General features: G+C 69.8%; 16 protein-coding genes. 3 read left to right on the top strand and 13 right to left on the bottom strand.

Annotated features, from left to right (window positions below; translation table 11 throughout):
- Positions 1–38 precede the first annotated feature (38 nt).
- From fdhD to alr, 9 genes are all read right to left on the bottom strand, one after another.
- Positions 39–893: a formate dehydrogenase accessory sulfurtransferase FdhD gene (gene fdhD, locus AB0B82_RS12670; protein ID WP_360165959.1), complete on the bottom strand. Its 855-nt coding sequence runs from the start codon at positions 891–893 to the stop codon at positions 39–41.
- Positions 881–2,176 (bottom strand): molybdopterin molybdotransferase MoeA, encoded by a 1,296-nt coding sequence (locus tag AB0B82_RS12665; protein WP_360165956.1) that lies wholly within the window; start codon positions 2,174–2,176, stop codon positions 881–883. Before AB0B82_RS12665 ends, fdhD begins: the two co-directional genes overlap by 13 nt.
- The gene (locus AB0B82_RS12660) at positions 2,173–2,394 is read right to left on the bottom strand and encodes a formate dehydrogenase subunit delta (protein ID WP_360165953.1); all 222 of its coding nucleotides are present in this window, start codon (positions 2,392–2,394) and stop codon (positions 2,173–2,175) included. The genes AB0B82_RS12665 and AB0B82_RS12660 overlap by 4 nt, the downstream gene beginning before the upstream one ends.
- The gene (gene fdhF, locus AB0B82_RS12655) at positions 2,391–5,213 is read right to left on the bottom strand and encodes a formate dehydrogenase subunit alpha (protein ID WP_360165950.1); all 2,823 of its coding nucleotides are present in this window, start codon (positions 5,211–5,213) and stop codon (positions 2,391–2,393) included. Before fdhF ends, AB0B82_RS12660 begins: the two co-directional genes overlap by 4 nt.
- Before the next feature lie 76 nt (positions 5,214–5,289).
- Positions 5,290–6,813, bottom strand: a complete 1,524-nt coding sequence (locus AB0B82_RS12650) for an NADH-ubiquinone oxidoreductase-F iron-sulfur binding region domain-containing protein (protein ID WP_360165947.1) — start codon at positions 6,811–6,813, stop codon at positions 5,290–5,292.
- Positions 6,810–7,304: an NAD(P)H-dependent oxidoreductase subunit E gene (locus AB0B82_RS12645; protein WP_360165945.1), complete on the bottom strand. Its 495-nt coding sequence runs from the start codon at positions 7,302–7,304 to the stop codon at positions 6,810–6,812. The genes AB0B82_RS12650 and AB0B82_RS12645 overlap by 4 nt, the downstream gene beginning before the upstream one ends.
- An 81-nt stretch (positions 7,305–7,385) precedes the next feature.
- The gene (locus tag AB0B82_RS12640; protein ID WP_360165942.1) at positions 7,386–8,006 is read right to left on the bottom strand and encodes a M15 family metallopeptidase; all 621 of its coding nucleotides are present in this window, start codon (positions 8,004–8,006) and stop codon (positions 7,386–7,388) included.
- Entirely contained in the window at positions 8,003–8,968 is a 966-nt protein-coding gene (locus AB0B82_RS12635) for a D-alanine--D-alanine ligase family protein (protein ID WP_360165939.1), read from the bottom strand. Before AB0B82_RS12635 ends, AB0B82_RS12640 begins: the two co-directional genes overlap by 4 nt.
- Complete coding sequence (alr, locus tag AB0B82_RS12630) at positions 8,965–10,104, bottom strand: alanine racemase (protein WP_360165936.1); 1,140 nt, start codon at positions 10,102–10,104, stop codon at positions 8,965–8,967. The genes AB0B82_RS12635 and alr overlap by 4 nt, the downstream gene beginning before the upstream one ends.
- 50 nt (positions 10,105–10,154) lie before the next feature.
- On the opposite strand from alr, the gene AB0B82_RS12625 reads away from it, so the two are divergent.
- On the top strand, positions 10,155–10,328 hold the full coding sequence (locus tag AB0B82_RS12625; protein ID WP_360165933.1) for a hypothetical protein: 174 nt from the start codon (positions 10,155–10,157) through the stop codon (positions 10,326–10,328).
- Positions 10,329–10,775: 447 nt separating this feature from the next.
- Here the strand turns inward: AB0B82_RS12625 and AB0B82_RS12620 are convergent, their stop codons facing one another.
- A complete protein-coding gene (locus AB0B82_RS12620; protein WP_360165930.1) occupies positions 10,776–11,921 on the bottom strand; it encodes an ROK family transcriptional regulator in 1,146 nt (381 codons plus the stop codon).
- Positions 11,922–12,144: 223 nt separating this feature from the next.
- Positions 12,145–12,810, bottom strand: coding sequence for a GAF and ANTAR domain-containing protein (locus AB0B82_RS12615; RefSeq protein WP_360166065.1), 666 nt, complete (start codon positions 12,808–12,810; stop codon positions 12,145–12,147).
- Positions 12,811–12,995: 185 nt separating this feature from the next.
- Between AB0B82_RS12615 and nhaA the strand changes: the two genes are divergently transcribed.
- Both nhaA and AB0B82_RS12605 read left to right on the top strand, forming a co-directional pair.
- Positions 12,996–14,876 (top strand): Na+/H+ antiporter NhaA, encoded by a 1,881-nt coding sequence (nhaA, locus tag AB0B82_RS12610; RefSeq protein ID WP_360165927.1) that lies wholly within the window; start codon positions 12,996–12,998, stop codon positions 14,874–14,876.
- 89 nt (positions 14,877–14,965) lie between these two features.
- Complete coding sequence (locus AB0B82_RS12605; RefSeq protein ID WP_360165924.1) at positions 14,966–15,427, top strand: rhodanese-like domain-containing protein; 462 nt, start codon at positions 14,966–14,968, stop codon at positions 15,425–15,427.
- A gap of 51 nt (positions 15,428–15,478) precedes the next feature.
- On the opposite strand, the gene AB0B82_RS12600 is transcribed toward AB0B82_RS12605, so the two are convergent.
- Positions 15,479–15,982, bottom strand: a complete 504-nt coding sequence (locus tag AB0B82_RS12600) for a tetratricopeptide repeat protein (RefSeq protein WP_360165921.1) — start codon at positions 15,980–15,982, stop codon at positions 15,479–15,481.
- 7 nt (positions 15,983–15,989) lie between these two features.
- A complete protein-coding gene (locus AB0B82_RS12595) occupies positions 15,990–17,258 on the bottom strand; it encodes an FAD-binding oxidoreductase (protein WP_360165918.1) in 1,269 nt (422 codons plus the stop codon).
- Positions 17,259–17,333 lie beyond the last annotated feature (75 nt).

Here is a 17,333-nt window from a genome sequence, read left to right as displayed (position 1 = left end):
ATTCCCCTCGTAGCGTGGGTACCGGCGTGGGCAATGGTTCATGCCAACGTCGTACTGACCTTCGCGGACTCGAGGTTGATCCGGTCGGTGCGGCTGTAGAGGTTCATGGCGCCGTTGCGGATGAAGCCGGCGAGGGTGAGGCCGGATTCGGTGGCGAGGTCGATGGCGAGAGAGCTGGGGGCGGAGACGGCGCCGAGGATGGGGATGCCGGCCATGACTGCCTTCTGGGCGAGCTCGAAGGACGTGCGGCCGGAGACGATCAGGATCAGGCCGCGGGCGGGGATGCGGCCGTTGAGGAGGGCCCAGCCGATGACTTTGTCGACGGCGTTGTGGCGGCCGACGTCCTCGCGGACCGCGAGCAGGTCGCCGGCCGGTGTGAACAGGCCCGCTGCGTGCAGGCCGCCCGTACGGTCGAACACCTGCTGCCGCGCCCGCAGCGCGTCGGGCAGTCCGGCGAGTACGTCGTACGGCACGGTGACGTCGTCGTCCGCGGGGGAGTAGCGGGTCTTCGTGCGTACGGCGTCCAGCGAGGCCTTGCCGCAGACGCCGCAGGACGACGTCGTGTAGAAGTTGCGCTCGACGCCGGTCACCGGCGCGGGAACGCCGGGTGCGAGTCCGAGATCGAGCACGTTGTAGGTGTTGCGGCCCTCGTCGTCGCGGGAGTCGCAGTACCGCGCGTCGCGGATGTCGTCGATGCTGCCGATCACGCCCTCGGTGTGCAGGAACCCGTGCGCGAGCTCGACGTCGTGCCCGGGCGTCCGCATGGTCACCGCGAGCGGCTTCCCGTCGACCCGCAGCTCCAGCGGCTCCTCGACCGCGATCGAGTCCGGCCGCGAACGTGACCCGGCCGGCGTCAGCCGAACCACCGGCCGCCGCGCGATCAGCCGCCCCATGGCACGGCCCCGGGATCGAGGGGGAGCAGGCGGGCGGCGATGGCTTCGGACGGGCCGGGGGCTACGACGGCCAGGGCGTCGGCGGCGGCTGGGCCGCGGAGCATGGCGGCGCCGCCGTGGCCGACGGGTACGGCGCCGTGGGCGGTACGGCGGATGGGAACGAGGCGGGTGTCGTGCGGATGGCACTCGACACCGCCGGGTACGACGATCTGCGGGAGATCGCCGAGCGGAAGCCCGCGCATGCGCAACAGCACGGGCACGCCTAACGTCAGAAACGCGACCAGCGCGGCGAACGGATTGCCGGGCAGCCCGAGCACCAGACGTCCGTCCGGCAACTGTGCGAGCGCCTGCGGATGACCCGGCCGGCAGGCGACGCCGTCGACGATCAACTCCGCACCCAGCGCGGTCAGAGCAGGCCGCAAGTGATCAGCCGGACCGGACGCCGACGACCCGGACACCAGCACCAGCTCGGCCTTCGTCTCCGACCGCAACGCATCCATCAACTCCGAGCGCGAATCCGGCAGCTGCCGCACCGCCCGAGCCGAGGCGCCCGCGCGACGAACAAGCCCGGGCAGCATCGGCCCGATGGCGTCGCGGACCCGGCCCGGCGCCGACGGGCCACGGTGCACGAGTTCGTCGCCGGTGACCAGAGCGGCGACCGTAGGCGGCGGGATCACGGTCAGGCGGTTCAGACCGACCGTCGCAGCCAGCCCGAGCACGGCCGGACCGACCACCACCCCGGCAGGCAGCAGTTGCTCGCCCGGCCGGCACTCCTCGCCGGCCCGCCGAATGTGCCGTCCCTCCCCAGCTGGTCCCTCCAACACAGAGTCCGTCAGGACAGCGTCCTCGGACCGCAGGACCGACGTAGCACCGGCAGGCACCGCGGCACCTGTGACGATGCCCACCGCCTGCCCGTCCTCCAGCGCACCGGCATCCGCCCGCTGAGCCTCGACATGCCCGACCACCCGCCACGGTCCGTGACCGCGTACGGCGTACCCGTCCATTGCGGCCCGGTCCACCGGCGGTACCGTCACCGACGACACCAACGGAGTCGCGAGCACGCACCCGTCCGCCTCGTGCAGCGTGCGCGTCACCACCGTCCCGGGCACCGCCGCGGCGTGCGCCAGCCGCCGGGCCACGTCCCACGGCATCGCGTCTCGTCGCGCCCGGAGGTGGCCGGCGGTCGGAACTTTCCCGGGGCCGTCCTGCACAGGCCCAGCCTCGCCGACCCACTCCGGGTTGTCGAACACATCCCGCTCCCCGGACGCCTGGCTGGGCGTCACGAGGAGGCCTGGAGCTTCCGCGCGGCCAGCGCCGCGGCCGGGTCCAGGTCGGTCGCGCCGGCGTCCACATGGGCGATCAGCGCCCGCTTCATCCGGGGGTCCCAGACCGCCTTCACGTGGTTGGCGATGGCGGTGGCGGCGTCGTCCGGCGCACGGTGGGCGAACTGCCGCGCGATCTCGTTCGCCAGCCGCACGTACGGCGGGACGCCGCCGCTCATCGGTTGCTCCCGGCAATGACCGGCTCCTGTGCAGCACCGTCGGCGACGGTCTCGGGGATCAGATCGACCTGCACCGCGGTGACCTTGTACTCGGGACAGTTGGTGGCCCAGTCGGAGTTGTCGGTGGTGACCACGTTCGCGCCGCTGACCGGATGGTGGAACGTCGTGTAACAGACGCCGACCGGCATCCGGTCCGAGATCTTCGCCCGCAGCTCGGTCCGCCCGACCCGGCTCGACAACGCGACCATGTCCCGGTCCGAGATGCCGCGCACCTCGGCGTCGTGCGGGTGGATCTCCAGCACGTCCTCGGCGTGCCACGCGACGTTCGCCGTACGGCGGGTCTGCGCGCCGACGTTGTACTGCGACAGAATTCGCCCGGTGGTCAGGATCAGCGGGAACTTCCGCGTCGAGCGCTCCGACGTCGGGACGTACACGGTCTCCATGAACCGCCCCTTGCCGCGGGTGAATTCGTCGGAGTGCATGATCGGCGTCCCGGACGGGTGCTCGACGTTGCACGGCCACTGGATCGACCCGAGCTCGTCGAGTTTCGCGAACGACACGCCGGCGAACGTCGGCGTGGTGAGCGCGATCTCGTCCATGATCTGCGCCGCCGAGTCGTAGTGCATCGGGTAGCCCATCGCCTGCGAGATCTCGCAGATGATCTCCCATTCCTGCTTGCCGGTCCGCGGCGCCATGATCGGCCGGACCCGGTTGATCCGCCGTTCGGCGTTGGTGAAGGTGCCGTCCTTCTCCAGGAACGACGTCCCCGGTAGCAGCACGTGAGCGAACTTGGCGGTCTCGTTGACGAACAGGTCCTGGACGACGAGCAGTTCCAGTGCACCGAGCGCCGCGAAGACGTGCTGCGTGTTCGGATCGGACTGCGCGATGTCCTCGCCCTGCACGAACAGCGCCTTGAACGAGCCGTCGATCGCCGCGTCGAACATGTTCGGGATCCGCAGCCCGGGCTCGTCGAGGATCGGCGTACCCCACAGCTTCTCGTAGATGTCGCGGACGTCGTCGTCGGACACGTGCCGGTACCCGGGCAGCTCGTGCGGGAACGAACCCATGTCGCACGAACCCTGCACGTTGTTCTGCCCGCGCATCGGGTTCACGCCGACGCCGGGGCGGCCGATGTTGCCGGTGGCCATCGCGAGGTTGGCCATCCCCATCACCATCGTCGAGCCCTGGCTGTGCTCGGTGACGCCGAGACCGTAGTAGATCGCGGCGTTTCCACCGGTGGCGTACAGCCGGGCGGCTTCGCGGATCCTTTCCGCCGGTACGCCGGAAATTTCCGAAACTGATTCCGGACTGTGTTCCGGCCGGGCGATGAACTCGGCCCAGGCCTCGAAGTCCTCGCAGCGGCTCGCGACGAAATCGTTGTCCACCAGGCCTTCGGTGACCACGACGTGCGCGAGCGCGTTGATGATCGCGACGTTCGTCCCCGGGGCCAGTTCGAGGTGGTACGCCGCCTCGACGTGCGGCGTCCGGACCAGGTCGATCCGCCGCGGATCGATCACGATCAGCTTCGCGCCCTGGCGGATTCGCTGCTTCATCCGGGACCCGAAGACCGGGTGCGCGTCGGTCGGGTTCGACCCGATCAGCAGGATCACGTCCGAGGAGTCGACGGATCGGAAATCCTGTGTTCCGGCCGATTCCCCGAAGGTCTGCTTCAGCCCGTACCCGGTCGGCGAGTGGCAGACCCGGGCACAGGTGTCGACGTTGTTGTTGCCGAACACCGCGCGGACCATCTTCTGGACCGCGTACACCTCTTCGTTCGTGGTCCGCGACGACGTGATCGCCCCGATCGAACCCTGGCCGTGCGCGGCCTGGATCTCGCGCAGCCGGCGCGCGGTGAACGAGATCGCCTCGTCCCAGGAAACTTTCCGCCACGGTTCCGAAATCGTGTTCCGGACCATCGGCTCGAGCACCCGATCCGGGTGCGACGCGTACCCGAACGCGAACCGGCCCTTCACACACGAGTGCCCCTCGTTCGCACCGCCGTTCTTGTACGGCACCATCCGCACCAACTCGTCACCGCGCAACTCGGCCTTGAACGAGCACCCGACACCGCAGTACGCACAGGTCGTCAGCACGGTCCGCGTCGGCATTCCGAGCTCGACCACCGACTTCTCCTGCAAGGTCGCCGTCGGGCAGGCCTGGACGCAGGCGCCGCAGGAAACACAGTCGGACTCGAAGAACGACACCCCGGCACCGGCCGCGACCTTGGAGTCGAACCCGCGGCCCTCGATCGTCAGCGCGAGCGTGCCCTGCACCTCGTCGCAGGCCCGCACGCACCGCGAACACGCGATGCACTTGGACGCCTCGAAGTCGAAGTACGGGTTGGAGGAGTCGGTCGGCAGGTGCATGTGGTTCGCGCCGGCTTCGACCCCGGAGCCGTACCGGACCTCGCGCAACCCGGTGACACCGGCCATGTCCTGCAGTTCGCAGTCGCCGTTCGCCGAGCAGGTGAGGCAGTCGAGCGGGTGGTCGGAGATGTACAGCTCCATCACACCGCGGCGGAGTTTCCCGAGCCGCTCGTTCTGCGTCCGGACCACCATCCCGTCCGCGACCGGCGTCGTACAGGAGGCCGGGGTACCGCGGACGCCGTCGATCTCGACCACGCACAACCGGCACGACCCGAACGCTTCCAGGTTGTCGGTCGCGCACAGCTTCGGGACGTCGACGCCGGCTTCCTTCGCCGCCCGCAGCACCGAGGTCCCCGGCGGCACCTGCACCGCGACCCCGTCGACGGTCAGCCCGACCGTCGCCGCGCCCGGGCGCGCCGGCGTACCGAAATCAGGCTCCTTCAACAAGCTCATTCGCGTCCTCGCTTCGCTCCGGGCGCGACTGAGGCGCAGACCGGGCAGTGTTGGATGATGAACTCGCTTCGCTCGTTCATGCCTGGAAGTCCTCTCCGAAGTGGCGGACGGCACTGCGTACCGGCATCGGGGTCAGCCCGCCCATCGCGCACAGCGAGCCGTCGGTCATCAGTTCGCACAGGTCCTCGAGCAGGACCAGATTCTGCTGTCTGTCTTCGCCGCCTGTGCTGTTCAGGATCCGGTCCACGGTCTCCACACCGCGGACCGCGCCGACCCGGCACGGCGTGCACTTGCCGCACGACTCGGCCGCGCAGAACTCGAACGCGAACCGCGCCATCGCGGCCATGTCCACGGTCTCGTCGAACACCACGATCCCGCCGTGCCCGACCATCGCGCCGGCCGCCGCGAAGGCCTCGTAGTCCATCGGCAGCTCGAACTGGTCGACCGGCAGGTACGCCCCGAGCGGGCCGCCCACCTGAACGGCCCGCACCGGACGTCCGGACGCCGTACCGCCGCCGAAATCGTTCACCAGCTCGCCGAGCGTGATGCCGAACGCGGTCTCGACGATCCCGCCGCGCGCCACGTTCCCGCCGAGCTGGAACACGCTGGTGCCGAGCGACCGGCCCGTCCCGTACGCCGCGTATGCCGCCGCGCCGTCCGCGAGGATCACCGGAACCGTTGCCAACGACAACACGTTGTTGACCACCGTCGGCCGCCCGAAAAGCCCTTCCAGTGCAGGGATCGGAGGCTTCGCGCGGACCATGCCGCGCTTGCCTTCCAGGCTTTCGAGCATCGATGTTTCCTCGCCGCAGATGTACGCACCCGCGCCGACCCGGACGTGCAGGTCGAAGCCGAACCCTGAGCCAAGGACGTCCGGCCCCAACCAGCCCTCCTCGCGTGCGCGGGAGATCGCCGCCGTCAGCGTCGCCACGGCATCGGGGTACTCCGAGCGCAGATAGACGTACCCTTCCGCGGCGCCGACGGCGTACGCCGCGATCGTCATGCCCTCGATCAGCGTGAACGGATCGCCCTCGATCAGCATCCGGTCCGCGTACGTCCCCGAGTCACCTTCGTCGGCGTTGCAGCAGACGAACTTGAGGTCGGCGTCGGCGTTGAGCACCGTCCGCCACTTGATCCCGGTCGGGAACCCGGCGCCACCGCGGCCGCGCAACCCGGACTCGACGACCGTCTCGACCACGTCACCGGGCGGCATCGCGAGCGCCGTACGCAGCCCGGCCAGCCCGCCGTGCGCGACATAGTCCGCGGTCGACAGCGGATCGATCACGCCGACCCGTCGGAACGTCAACCGCTGCTGCCGCTTCATCCACGGCAGCTCCTCGACCAAACCGAGGTACGGTCCGACCTCGGCCCCGTCGAGCAGGCCCGCGGCGATCAGGCCGTCGACCTCCTCCGGCGCCACCGGACCGTACCCGACGCGGCCCGCGGGGGTTTCGACCTCGACGAGCGGCTCCAGCCACAACATGCCGCGCGAGCCTGTCCGGACGACCTCGGCCGGTGTAGCGGCGAAGCGCTCCGCGACATCGTCCGCGCCGACGGAGCGAGCGGCGGAGTCCCGCGGTACGAAGACGCGCGACGTCATCGTGCCTCCCCGAGGAGTGCGTCCAGACGAGCCGGCGTGACCCGGCCGTGCAGTTTGCCGGCGACTTGGACCGCTGGGCCGAGGGCGCAGTTGCCGAAGCAGTAGATCTCTTCGAGCGTGACGCGGCCGTCGTACGTCGTCTCGCCGAAGCCGCACCCGATCGTGCGGCGCGCGTGCTCCGCGAGTTCGACCGCGCCGACCGACCGGCACGCCTCGGCCTGGCAGATCGCGACAGTCGTCCGGCCGGCCGCCGTACGCCGGAAGTCCTTGTAGAACGTGACGACGCCGTGCACCTCGGCGACCGAGAGGTTCAAGACGTCGGCGATCACCGCGACGTCGGGCTGGTCGACGTACCCGAGCTCGTCCTGGACGGCGTGCAGGATCGGTATCAGCGCACCGCGCAGACCGCGGAGGTCCTGCGCGATCTCCCGCACTCGTTGGGCGCGCCCGGGGACCGGGACGGGGGCGGCGGTCACGACCTCGCTCGTCATGTATACAACATTCCGTCGCCAATCCGGCGCGGTCAAAGCAATGCTGCCTATGAGCTGATAGGCAGCACCTATCACCAGCTGTCAGCTCATGCTGTAGGCCGGGCCGTAGAGCGCGGTCGGGCGCTGCTCCACGTAGGCCCAGTAGCGATCGCCGTACGACCAGTGCCACCACTCGGTCGGATAGTTCACCAAACCGGCCGCGGTGAGGACGTCGGCGAGCAGTGCGCGATTGGTCCTGGCCTCGCGGCTGATATTGGTGGCCGCGAAGAAGCAGGCGCCGCTGCTCTGCTCGGGCGTCGCGTCGATCGGGGTCCCGAGATCGAGCGGTCCGTGCGCGCCGACCAGCGTCAGGTCGACCGCCGCGCCGGCCACGTGCGGCGCGACGTCGATCGGCGACACGAACCGGCTGGCCAACACGTCAAGGTCCCGCTCCGAGCTGCCCGGATGGAGCCGCGCCACTTCGGCGCGGTACGTGTCCCAGATCTGCCGCTGGCTGTCGACCGGGCGCAGTGCCTCGACCACGTGCAGCCGAATGCCGGCCGGCAGGAACGCGTCGGCCATCGCGAGCCGATCGGCCACACTCTCCCGCGCGAACTGCTGCCCCGTGGTCAGCACGTCCCGCGTGAACAGCTCGACCAGCGGCTCGCCGTTCTCGATCGCCGGAATGCCGGTGACCCGCTCGTCGGTCAGCAGCACGGTCATCCGCGGGCCACCGCCGTCCGGATCAGCGTGTCGACGACCTCGGCGTACGACAGTCCGGCCGCCGCCCACATCCGCGGGAACTGCGACGCCGGGGTGAAACCGGGGAACGTGTTGACCTCGTTGACCACCGGCATGCCGTCCCGCGGTACGAAGAAGTCCACCCGAGCCAGCCCCGCACAGCCGAGTACCTCGAACACGTCCAGTGCAGTCCGCCGCAGTCGCTCGGCCACTTCGGCATCAAGCTCGGCCGGTACGACGAACTGCGTCGCGCTGCTGTCGTACTTCGCCGTCGCGTTGAAGAACGGCTGCTCCGGATCGGCATGGATTTCGAGTGCCGGTGCGGTCTCGACCCGTCCGTCCGGGAACTCCAGCACCGCGACATCGATCTCCCGGCCGGCCATCTCCCGCTCGACCAGCACCTGCGGATCGAACTCGGCGGCGACCGCGATCGCTGCCAGCAGCGTCGTCCGGTCCGTCGCGCGGGTGACGCCGAAACTCGAGCCGCCGTTGGCCGGCTTCACGAACACCGGGAAGTCCAGCTCGGCGAGCTTCAGCTTCTGCAACGCGGCCTCGGCGTCGCTGAGATCGGCGCCGCGCAAGGTGACGCCGGGTGTTACCGGGATGCCGTGCGCCGCGAGGATCGTCTTGGTCAGGTTCTTGTCCAGGCCGATCGCACTGGCCGCGATCCGGCTGCCGACGTACCGCACGCCCAACTGCTCGAGGAATCCTTGCAGACGGCCGTCCTCGCCGCCCGCGCCGTGCAGCGCCGGGATCGTCACGTCACAGCTCTGCAGGATCTCGATCGCCTCGTGCTGCCCGTCCGTCCAGTTGCCCTGGGCATCTATCACGAGTGGGATCGCCTCGTGGCCGAGGATCTCGACCGCCTTGGCGATACCCCGTCCGCTCGCCAGCGACACCTTGTGCTCGGCGCTCGCGCCGCCCATCACGACCGCGATCTTCATCGGTTGCCTTCCTCGTAGCGGCGCGGGACCCGGGACCCGATGCCGCAGTAGATGTCGTGGGGGATGGTGCCCGCCCATGCAGCCCAGTCGGCGACCGTTGGTTCACCGGCCGATCCGTCGCCGAAGAGCGTGACGGGTTCGCCGAGTTCCACCGCGTGATCACCGGCGTCGACGACGAACTGGTCCATCGCGATCCGTCCGATCACGGGCATCCGGACGCCGCGGCAGAGCACACTCGCCTGCGGTACGGCGGTTCGCGGCACGCCGTCGGCGTACCCGATCGGGACCAGGCCGACCGTGGTGTCGCGATCGGCCACGAAATCGTGTCCGTACGACACGCCTTCGCCGGCGCGGATCCGGCGTACCTGGGTCAGTTTGCTGATCAGCCGCATCGCCGGCCGCAGGCCGATGCCGAGCTCGTCGATTCCGTACAGGCCGGCGCCGATCCGGACCAGGTCGGTACCCGCCGCATCGAGCGTGACCGCGCCGGCCGAGTTGGCCAGATGGACGACGCTCGGCCGCAGACCGGCGCGGCGGGCAAGGCTCACCCCGGTCCGCAGGAGCTGTAGCTGCCGCTCGCTCCGCACCGCGTCGGCGGAGTCGCCGTGCGAGAGATGCGACCAGATCCCGCGGACCGTGACGGCGCCGAGCGCCTCGTAGTGCGCCGCCGTACGGGTGAGCTCGATCCACTGATTCGGCGCACTGCCGGCCCGGCGCAGACCGGTGTCCAGCTTCAGGTGCACCGCGTGGACGTTCGGGGTGGACACGACGCGCTGCAGTTCGGCGACCGTGGACACGCTCACGTCCACGTCCAGATCGCCCAGCAGGACAAGCTCCGCCGCGTCGTACAGCCAGGTCAGAATCGGAACGGTCAGCCCGGCCGCGCGGAGTTGAAGCGCTTCATCGGCGCGCGCTACGCCGAGCCAGGTCGCCCCGGCCTCGACCGCGGCGCGGGCGACCGGGACGGCACCGTGGCCGAAGGCATCGGCCTTCACGACCGCCAGGACCTGCTGCGGAACACGTTTTCTGAAGGTTCGGACGTTCTCGCGGACGGCGGACAGATCGACCACCGCCTCCGCCAGTCCGGTGACGATCCCACGGGGCGCCGGGCGGTGGCGGGACTCGACCAGATTCATACCGTCATTGTTGTTTTCGGCAACGACACCGATCATCGGAGGATGGGACGATGTCTGCCTACGACCCTGGTATGACCACCCTCATCCACAAGGACGAGCGCTGCGGGAGTTCGCCCGGCTATTCGGCTCTTGTGACCGATGCGCGCCGGGCCCGGACCCGGGTCCGGATGATCGAGTCGGCGCCCGCGCTGGACGACCGCGCGCGTTCCCGCGGGGTGGGTTGACCCATGGTGTTGTGGGTTCCTGACCCGTGTGAGGGGTACGGAACCCACAACACGGTGGGTGAACCCGTCGTGCGGCGGAGACCCGCAAACCCCCACGACCACACCGCACCGCCACGCAGCACGCAGCACGCCGCCACGCCGCCACGCCGCCACGCCGCCACGCCGCCACGTCGCCACGCCGCCACGGCGTCGGATATCCGTTCGTACGAGGTCGGCTGCGCCGGTCGTCGTGCGGGCCGAGGACGGAAGCTTGCACAGGGTGTGGTGGGTGTGCACTGGTTATTGCTTGTCCAAGGTTCCAGGCGGGTATGCAAGGTCGCAGGCGGGTGTGCACGGTCCCGGGTGGGTGTGCACGGTCCCGGGTGGGTGTGCACGGTCCCGGGTGGGTGTGCACGGTCCCGGGACGGGGTGCACGGTCCCGGGTGGGTGTGCATGGTCCCGGCCCAGTTATTCGGTGCCGAGGACGAAGGTTTGGATGGCGACCACGGCGGCGCCGCGGGCCCATTCGCTGAAGTCGGCGGGTTGCAGCACCATCGGCAGTTCGGCGGCCGACGGGTGCCGGTCGGCGTGCAGACCGGTGAGCAGGTCGTCGTGTGCGACCTCGGCGAGCCGGACGCCTTCGCCGCCGAGGACGACGAGTTCGGGCATGGTGAAGTTCGCGGCGGCTGCGATCAGTTTGCCGAACGCGCGCCCGGCCCGGCCGATCACCGCACCTGCCGCCGGGTCGCCCTTCGCGGCCAGCTCGAGCGCTTCGTCGTACTCGACCGGGCGGCCGACGGCGGCGCTGACCTGGGAGGTGATCGCCGGGACGGTCAGCAGGCTGAGCGCACAGCCGCGATGGCCGCGATCGCAGAGCGGACCGTCGGCGATCAGCGGATAGTGACCGATCAGACCGAGCGTGACGTCCGGGCTGTCGACGATCTTGTTGTGCATGACCAGTCCGTACCCGATGCCGGCGCCGACGGTGAGCAGGACGAAGCGTTGCGAGTTCCGTCCGGCGCCGAACCAGTGCGTGGCCTCGGTCAGCGAGGTCAGGTCGTTCGCGACCACGATCGGGACCCCGGTGTGCGCGGCGAGGATCTCCCCGAACGGGACGTCGACCCAGTTCAGGTACGGGCCCCAGCGGACCTCGGAACGGTTCGCCACCCGGCCGCCGATCGCGACGCCGAGGCCGGTGATCGGCGTCCGGCCCGGCACCTGGACCGCCAGTTCGTCGGTCATCTCGAGGACCAGGTCGGCGACCGCGGACGGGGTCGGGTCCGGAATCGGGTGCTCGACACTCGCGAGGACGTCGGCGCGCAGCGTGGTCAGGACGCCGATCGCGGAGTCGCCGGTGAGCTTGATGCCGACGAAGTGGTGCGCGTTCGCGTCCAGATCGAGCGGCTGGGACGGCCGGCCGACGCGGGAATCGGTGGGACCACCCTCGACCTCGACGAGCAGGCCCGACTCGACCATCGGCTTGGTCAAGCGGGTCAAGCTGCCGGGCGACAGGCCGACGCGCCGGGACAGCTCGGCGCGCGACAGTGGCCCGTCGAGCAGGATCTCCAGCGCCACCTGCCGCGAGGGGCCGGACAGCGGCCGCCACTCACCCATTGCCTCAGCCTAACCCGGCGTACACAGACAGTGGCCGAACCGACGAGAACACATAAGGGCAGCAGGTCGATCGACGGGGAGCCGCCGCGCGGGGACGGGGCGCAGGACGCCGGGACGTGACCCGGTCCGCGGTACTGGCCGCACAAGCCCCGGCGTCAGGCTCCTCTCGAAGTATGCCTCGCATTTCCGGTGCCGCCAGGGCGACAACGGTGTCAGATTCCTCTCACTGCGGGAGTTTGCGCGTCTCGATCAACTGTTGCGCGACGTCGCGCAGTTTGGTGTTGGAGTCCTGCGAGTACCGCTTGAGAATCGCGAACGCGCGGTCGGCGTCCAGGTCGAAGCGCTCCATCAGGATGCCCATCGCCTGACCGACCAGTTTCCGGGCGTCGACGGCCTGCGCCAGCGTCTCCTCGTTGCGCGCGGACGCCACCGCCACCGAGGCATGCCGCGCCAGGATGTGCGCGACCGCCTCGTCGTCCGCGGTGAAGGCGTCCGGCTTCGGGCTGTACAGCCCGAGTACACCGGCGACCTGACGCGCTGCGTCACCGGTGAGCAACGGTACGTCGAGCACGCTGCGAATCCCGAGTCCCGCCACCTCGGCCGCCCAGTTCGGCCAGCGATCGTCGCCGGTCGTGTCGGCGATCAGCACCGAGGTCCGTTCCTGCCGCGCTGTGACGAGCGGCCCGTTGTTGTTGCTGAGCTGCAGGTCGTAGACCTCGGCGACGACCGGATCGGTCACCGCAACCACTTCGGCTCGCGCGCCGCGGCTGTAGAGCACGAGCCCGGCGTACGAACAACTCAAGGCGTGCAGCGCGAACTGCACGACGGCGTCCACCGTTTCCTCGACACCGGGCGCGTCGTGCAGGTCGACGGCCAGGCGTGCAAACATGTCCGCCGTGTTGGCGATCTCAGGCTCAGTCACTGGGGTCTCCAGGGCATGTCGTGCAGCAGTGCACCAAAAGTCGGCACAGTAATAATGCAGCCCCACTGCCCGGATCGGTAAGTGAGCCACGGCGATCCCTCTGGCCAAGACGACCGTCGGCCGCAAGCGGGCTCGCGGTTATTGTGTCCGGCATGGCGGACTTGTCTGGTCTGTTGAGCGGCCGGACCGATTGGCGGCGTGGGATCGCAGCGCCACTGCGGTCGTTCCTCCGGACCGAGGCAGGCAGCTCGGGAGTGCTCGCGGCCGCCATTGTGCTCGCGTTGCTCTGGGCGAACGTGTCGCCGGCGACGTACGACGAGGTGTGGCGGACCGACTTCTCGATCGCGCTCGGGGGAGATCATCTCAGCCTGGATCTGCGGGAGTGGATCAACGACGGCCTGATGACGCTGTTCTTCCTGGTGGTCGGCCTGGAGGCGCGGCGCGAGTTCGACCTGGGCGACCTCCGGGACCGCAGCCGGCTTTTGCTGCCGATGCTGGCCGGGATCGGCGGGATGATCGCGCCGATCCTGATCTACCTGGCCTTCAACGCCGGCGGACCGGGCGCGCACGGCTGGGGTGTCGCGATGTCGACCGACACGGCGCTCGCGCTCGGCCTGCTGGCGCTGGTCGGCCGCGGCGTGCCGGACCGCGTGCGGGTGTTCCTGCTGACGGTGTTCGTGGTCGACGACCTGCTCGCGCTGGTGGTGATCGCGGTCGTCTACAGCGAGAACATCGCGGTGATGCCGCTGGCGGCGGCGATCGTGGCGTTCGCCATCGTGCTCACGCTGGCGATCCTTCGGGTCCGCAAAGCCTGGCTCTACGTCATCCTCGGCGTCCTGATGTGGGCGGCGTTGTTGCGCAGCGGCGTCGATCCGGTGGTCGCCGGGCTGGCGATCGGCCTGACCGCGCCGGCGTACTCGCCCGGGCGGGAGCAACTGGAGGAGGCGACCGGCCTGTTCCGTCTGTTCCGGGAGCAGCCGACGCCGGAGCTCGCCCGGTCCGCAACGGTCGGGCTGACCGCGACGATCTCTCCCAACGAGCGGCTGCAGTACCTGTACCACCCGTGGACGAGCTACCTGATTGTCCCGCTCTTCGGCCTCGCGAACGCCGGAGTCACGATCGACGCGGCGTTCCTCGGGCGCGCGTTCACCTCGCCGATCACGCTCGGCATCCTGGTCGGGTACGTCGTCGGCAAACCGCTCGCGGTGACGTCGGTGTCCTACCTGGTCGACCGGCTGAGCCGGGGCCGGATCCGGCCGGGGGTCGGCTGGGCCGCAGTGGCCGGCAGCGGGACCATCGCCGGCATCGGCTTCACGGTGTCGTTGTTGATCGCCACGATCGCGTTCGACGGCGCGCAGTTGGCCGAGGCGAAGGTCGGGCTGCTGTCCGCGGTCGTCGTCGCGTCGGCACTGACCTGGACGGTGTTCACCGCCGCCAAGCGGTTGTCGCCGCCGAAGCGGGCGATGGCGCTGCTCGGGAACGCGGAGCAACTGACCGATCTGACCGATCCGGTCGATCCCGAGGTCGACCATATCCGCGGCCCGGAGGACGCGTCGGTGACACTGGTCGAGTACGGCGACTTCGAGTGCCCGTACTGCGGGATGGCCGAGCCGACCGTTCGCGCCCTGTTGCAGGACGACGACCTGCGGTACGTGTGGCGGCATCTCCCGCTGTCCGACGTCCACCCGCGGGCGCAGATCGCCGCCGAGGTGGCGGAGGCGGCGGCCGCGCAGGGAGCGTTTTGGGAGATGCACGACCTGCTGCTCTCGAACCAGGATCGCCTGCAGCCGAAGGATCTGCTGCAGTACGCGCAACAGCTCGGCCTGGACGTCGACCGGTTGCACGAGGACGTGATGCGCCATGCCGCGGCCGGCCGGATCGCGCGCGACGTCGAGTCGGCGGACATCAGTGGGGTGTCCGGTACGCCGTCGTTCTTCGTCAACGGGCAGCGGCACTACGGGGCGTACGACGTGGAGACGCTCAAGCAAGCGATCAAGGTGGCGCGGGCGCGGGCCAGGATCACCCGTGGCTGAATTTTGAGGTACCAGGTCCTTACTGCCACTGTCGTCGGGTCGCCGCTCTGCCGGACGCTGGTGCCTCCCGATCCTCGAGGAGGCAGTTCATGAACACTTCCGCCGTACTGCGGGTTCCCGCCGCCGCACCGGATGCCGCCGTGGCGCACTTCGCCGGCCGGCTCGCGGTCGAGGTGGACGCGGCCGACGTCGCCGCGGACATCGGCGCCGGCGTGACCGACTGGGTGCTGGTCGACAGCCGGAGCCAGGAGAGCTGGGACCAGGGGCATCTGCCCGGCGCGATCCACCTGCCGCATCGCGACATCCCGGCGCGCGCCGCGGAGCTCGTCCCGGACGGAGCCACGGTCATCACGTACTGCTGGGGCCCGGGGTGCAACGGCGCGACCCAGGCGGCGCTCGCGTTCGCGCGGCTCGGCTACCCGGTCAAGGAGATGATCGGCGGCTTCGAGTACTGGGTCCGCGAAGGCGCGCCGATCGAGACCGCGGACGGCGTCGAGCGGCGCGAGTCCGACCCGCTGGTGGCGCCGCGCGGCGTCGCCTGCGCCTGCTGAAACCCCAGGCGGCCTTCTCAGGACAGGGCCGTTTTCAGGACAGGGTCGGTTTCAGGGCAGGTGGGCGAGGTAGTCGGCGTTGCCGCGGATGGCCGCCTCGTAGCGCTTGATCTCGGCGGAGTCGACCTTGTCCGCGATCACCAGCAGCAGGGTCGCGAGCGCTTTGTTGTGCTGACCGGAGGCCTGCAGCGTGAGCGCCTTGAACACCCGGAGCGAGTCGGATTCCGGGTATTCGGCGCAGGCGTCCTTGAAAACCGCGAGCGAGTCGTCGAAGCGGCCGAGGTTGCGCAGCGTGCTGCCGTACTGCAGCAGGCACTTGCGGCGCGTCTCGCCGGTCAGTCCGGGCAGGGCGCGCTCGTAGTACCCGATCGCCTTCTCCTCGTCGCCGGCCGTGTCGTACGACCCGCCGACCTCGTAGAGCACGTACGGGTTGCCGGGGTGCTCGGTCAGCAGCTTCTCGAAGAAGGCGATCGTCGGCCCCATGTTGTCCCGGTCCCGGCGCGCGAACGCTTCCTCGATCGTCGCGGCCAGTTCCGGGGTGAGTTCGGTGGTCACGCCTCCATCATGCCGCGTGCGGCTTGATGTTCTGATTCAGGTGGAAGACGTTCTCCGGGTCGTACGCCGTCTTCAACGCGATCAGCCGCTCCAGCGTCGCGGGCGGGAAGGCGCGGTTGATCGGGTCCTCGTTCAGCGTGTTCACGTACGCCCCGCTCGCGTACGGCGCCAACGTTGCCGCGTACCCGCGCAGCCGGGTGATCCGCTCCTCGTCCTCGGCCGGGCTCTCCCAGCGGGACGCGGTGACCATCTCGAACAGCGTGTCGCGGCGGCTGAACGCGGTGGCGTCCGCCGGTACGTCGGCGATCGCACCGCCGTACGCCTGCAGACTGGCCGGCACGCCGGGGTTGTCGAGCATCGCGGAGATTGCCTCATCGGGCAACACATCGAAGTAATGGCCTTTCCAGTACCGCCGGAAGCGATGCCCCTGCACGTTGTCCTCGCGCGTCTGCAGTTGCAGGTACGTCGTCTCGTCGACCAGTTCGTTCTGCACCGGGCCGAGCTTGCGGAATGCAGGCACCAGGTCGTATCCGCCCTCGCCGACCCACACGTACCCGACGACCACTTGGGTGCCGTCCACGAACGCGGTGAACGTGGCGTCCCGTGGTGCCTCGACGTTCAGGTCCCGCCAGCCGCGCAGTACATCGAGCCCGGCCGACACCGGATAGCTGAACTCGGCAGTCAGCGCTCGCGTTCCCACTTGGTGCAGCTGGAACTCGAACATCGTCACGACCCCGAAGTTGCCGCCGCCTCCGCGCAGGCCCCAGTACAACTCCGCGTTCTCGTCCGCGCTCGCCCGTACGACGGAACCGTCCGCCGTCACGAGCTCGAAGCTCAGGACGTTGTCGCACGACAGGCCGAAACGCCGGGCCAGCCAGCCCATCCCACCGCCGAGGGTCAGGCCGCCGACGCCGGTGTGCGAGACGTTCCCAGCGGTCGTCGCGAGGCCGTACTCCTGCGACGCCTTGTCAAGTTCGCCCAGCATTGCGCCGCCCTCGACCCACGCGCGCCGCGTCGCCGGGTCCACGCGGACGGCGTTCATCGGGGTCAGGTCGATCATCAGGCCGTCCTCCGGGACCGCCAGGCCGGCGATGTTGTGCCCGCCGCAGCGGACCGCGATCTCGAGGCCTTGCGTGCGGCCGAAGCGGACCGCCGCCACGACGTCCTCGGTCGTGGCGCACCGCGCGACCACCGCGGGCCGGCGGTCGATCATCGCGTTCCAGACGGTGCGCGCCTCGTCGTACCCGGCGTCACCCTTGCGCAGGAATCCGGTCATCCTGGTCAGCTCCCCTCCGCTGAATCAGCTGTGCCCATCACCCTGACAGCCCGGCGGTCCATCGATAAGGTCCAG

This window comes from Kribbella sp. NPDC048915 (genome assembly GCF_040649595.1).
In the GTDB taxonomy this organism is placed as follows: Bacteria; Actinomycetota; Actinomycetes; order Propionibacteriales; family Kribbellaceae; genus Kribbella.
This window is presented reverse-complemented; position numbering and strand designations above follow the sequence as displayed.

Coding starts and splice junctions, on each gene's coding strand:
- AB0B82_RS12635 (WP_360165939.1), bottom strand. CDS start 8,968: ATGAAGATCGCGGTCGTGATGGGCGGCGCGAGCGCCGAGCACAAGGTG.
- AB0B82_RS12620 (WP_360165930.1), bottom strand. CDS start 11,921: ATGGGTGAGTGGCGGCCGCTGTCCGGCCCCTCGCGGCAGGTGGCGCTG.
- AB0B82_RS12615 (WP_360166065.1), bottom strand. CDS start 12,810: ATGTTTGCACGCCTGGCCGTCGACCTGCACGACGCGCCCGGTGTCGAG.
- AB0B82_RS12625 (WP_360165933.1), top strand. CDS start 10,155: ATGTCTGCCTACGACCCTGGTATGACCACCCTCATCCACAAGGACGAG.
- fdhD (WP_360165959.1), bottom strand. CDS start 893: ATGGGGCGGCTGATCGCGCGGCGGCCGGTGGTTCGGCTGACGCCGGCC.
- AB0B82_RS12645 (WP_360165945.1), bottom strand. CDS start 7,304: ATGACGAGCGAGGTCGTGACCGCCGCCCCCGTCCCGGTCCCCGGGCGC.
- nhaA (WP_360165927.1), top strand. CDS start 12,996: ATGGCGGACTTGTCTGGTCTGTTGAGCGGCCGGACCGATTGGCGGCGT.
- fdhF (WP_360165950.1), bottom strand. CDS start 5,213: ATGAGCTTGTTGAAGGAGCCTGATTTCGGTACGCCGGCGCGCCCGGGC.
- alr (WP_360165936.1), bottom strand. CDS start 10,104: ATGAATCTGGTCGAGTCCCGCCACCGCCCGGCGCCCCGTGGGATCGTC.
- AB0B82_RS12605 (WP_360165924.1), top strand. CDS start 14,966: ATGAACACTTCCGCCGTACTGCGGGTTCCCGCCGCCGCACCGGATGCC.
- AB0B82_RS12595 (WP_360165918.1), bottom strand. CDS start 17,258: ATGACCGGATTCCTGCGCAAGGGTGACGCCGGGTACGACGAGGCGCGC.
- AB0B82_RS12640 (WP_360165942.1), bottom strand. CDS start 8,006: ATGACCGTGCTGCTGACCGACGAGCGGGTCACCGGCATTCCGGCGATC.
- AB0B82_RS12650 (WP_360165947.1), bottom strand. CDS start 6,813: ATGACGTCGCGCGTCTTCGTACCGCGGGACTCCGCCGCTCGCTCCGTC.
- AB0B82_RS12660 (WP_360165953.1), bottom strand. CDS start 2,394: ATGAGCGGCGGCGTCCCGCCGTACGTGCGGCTGGCGAACGAGATCGCG.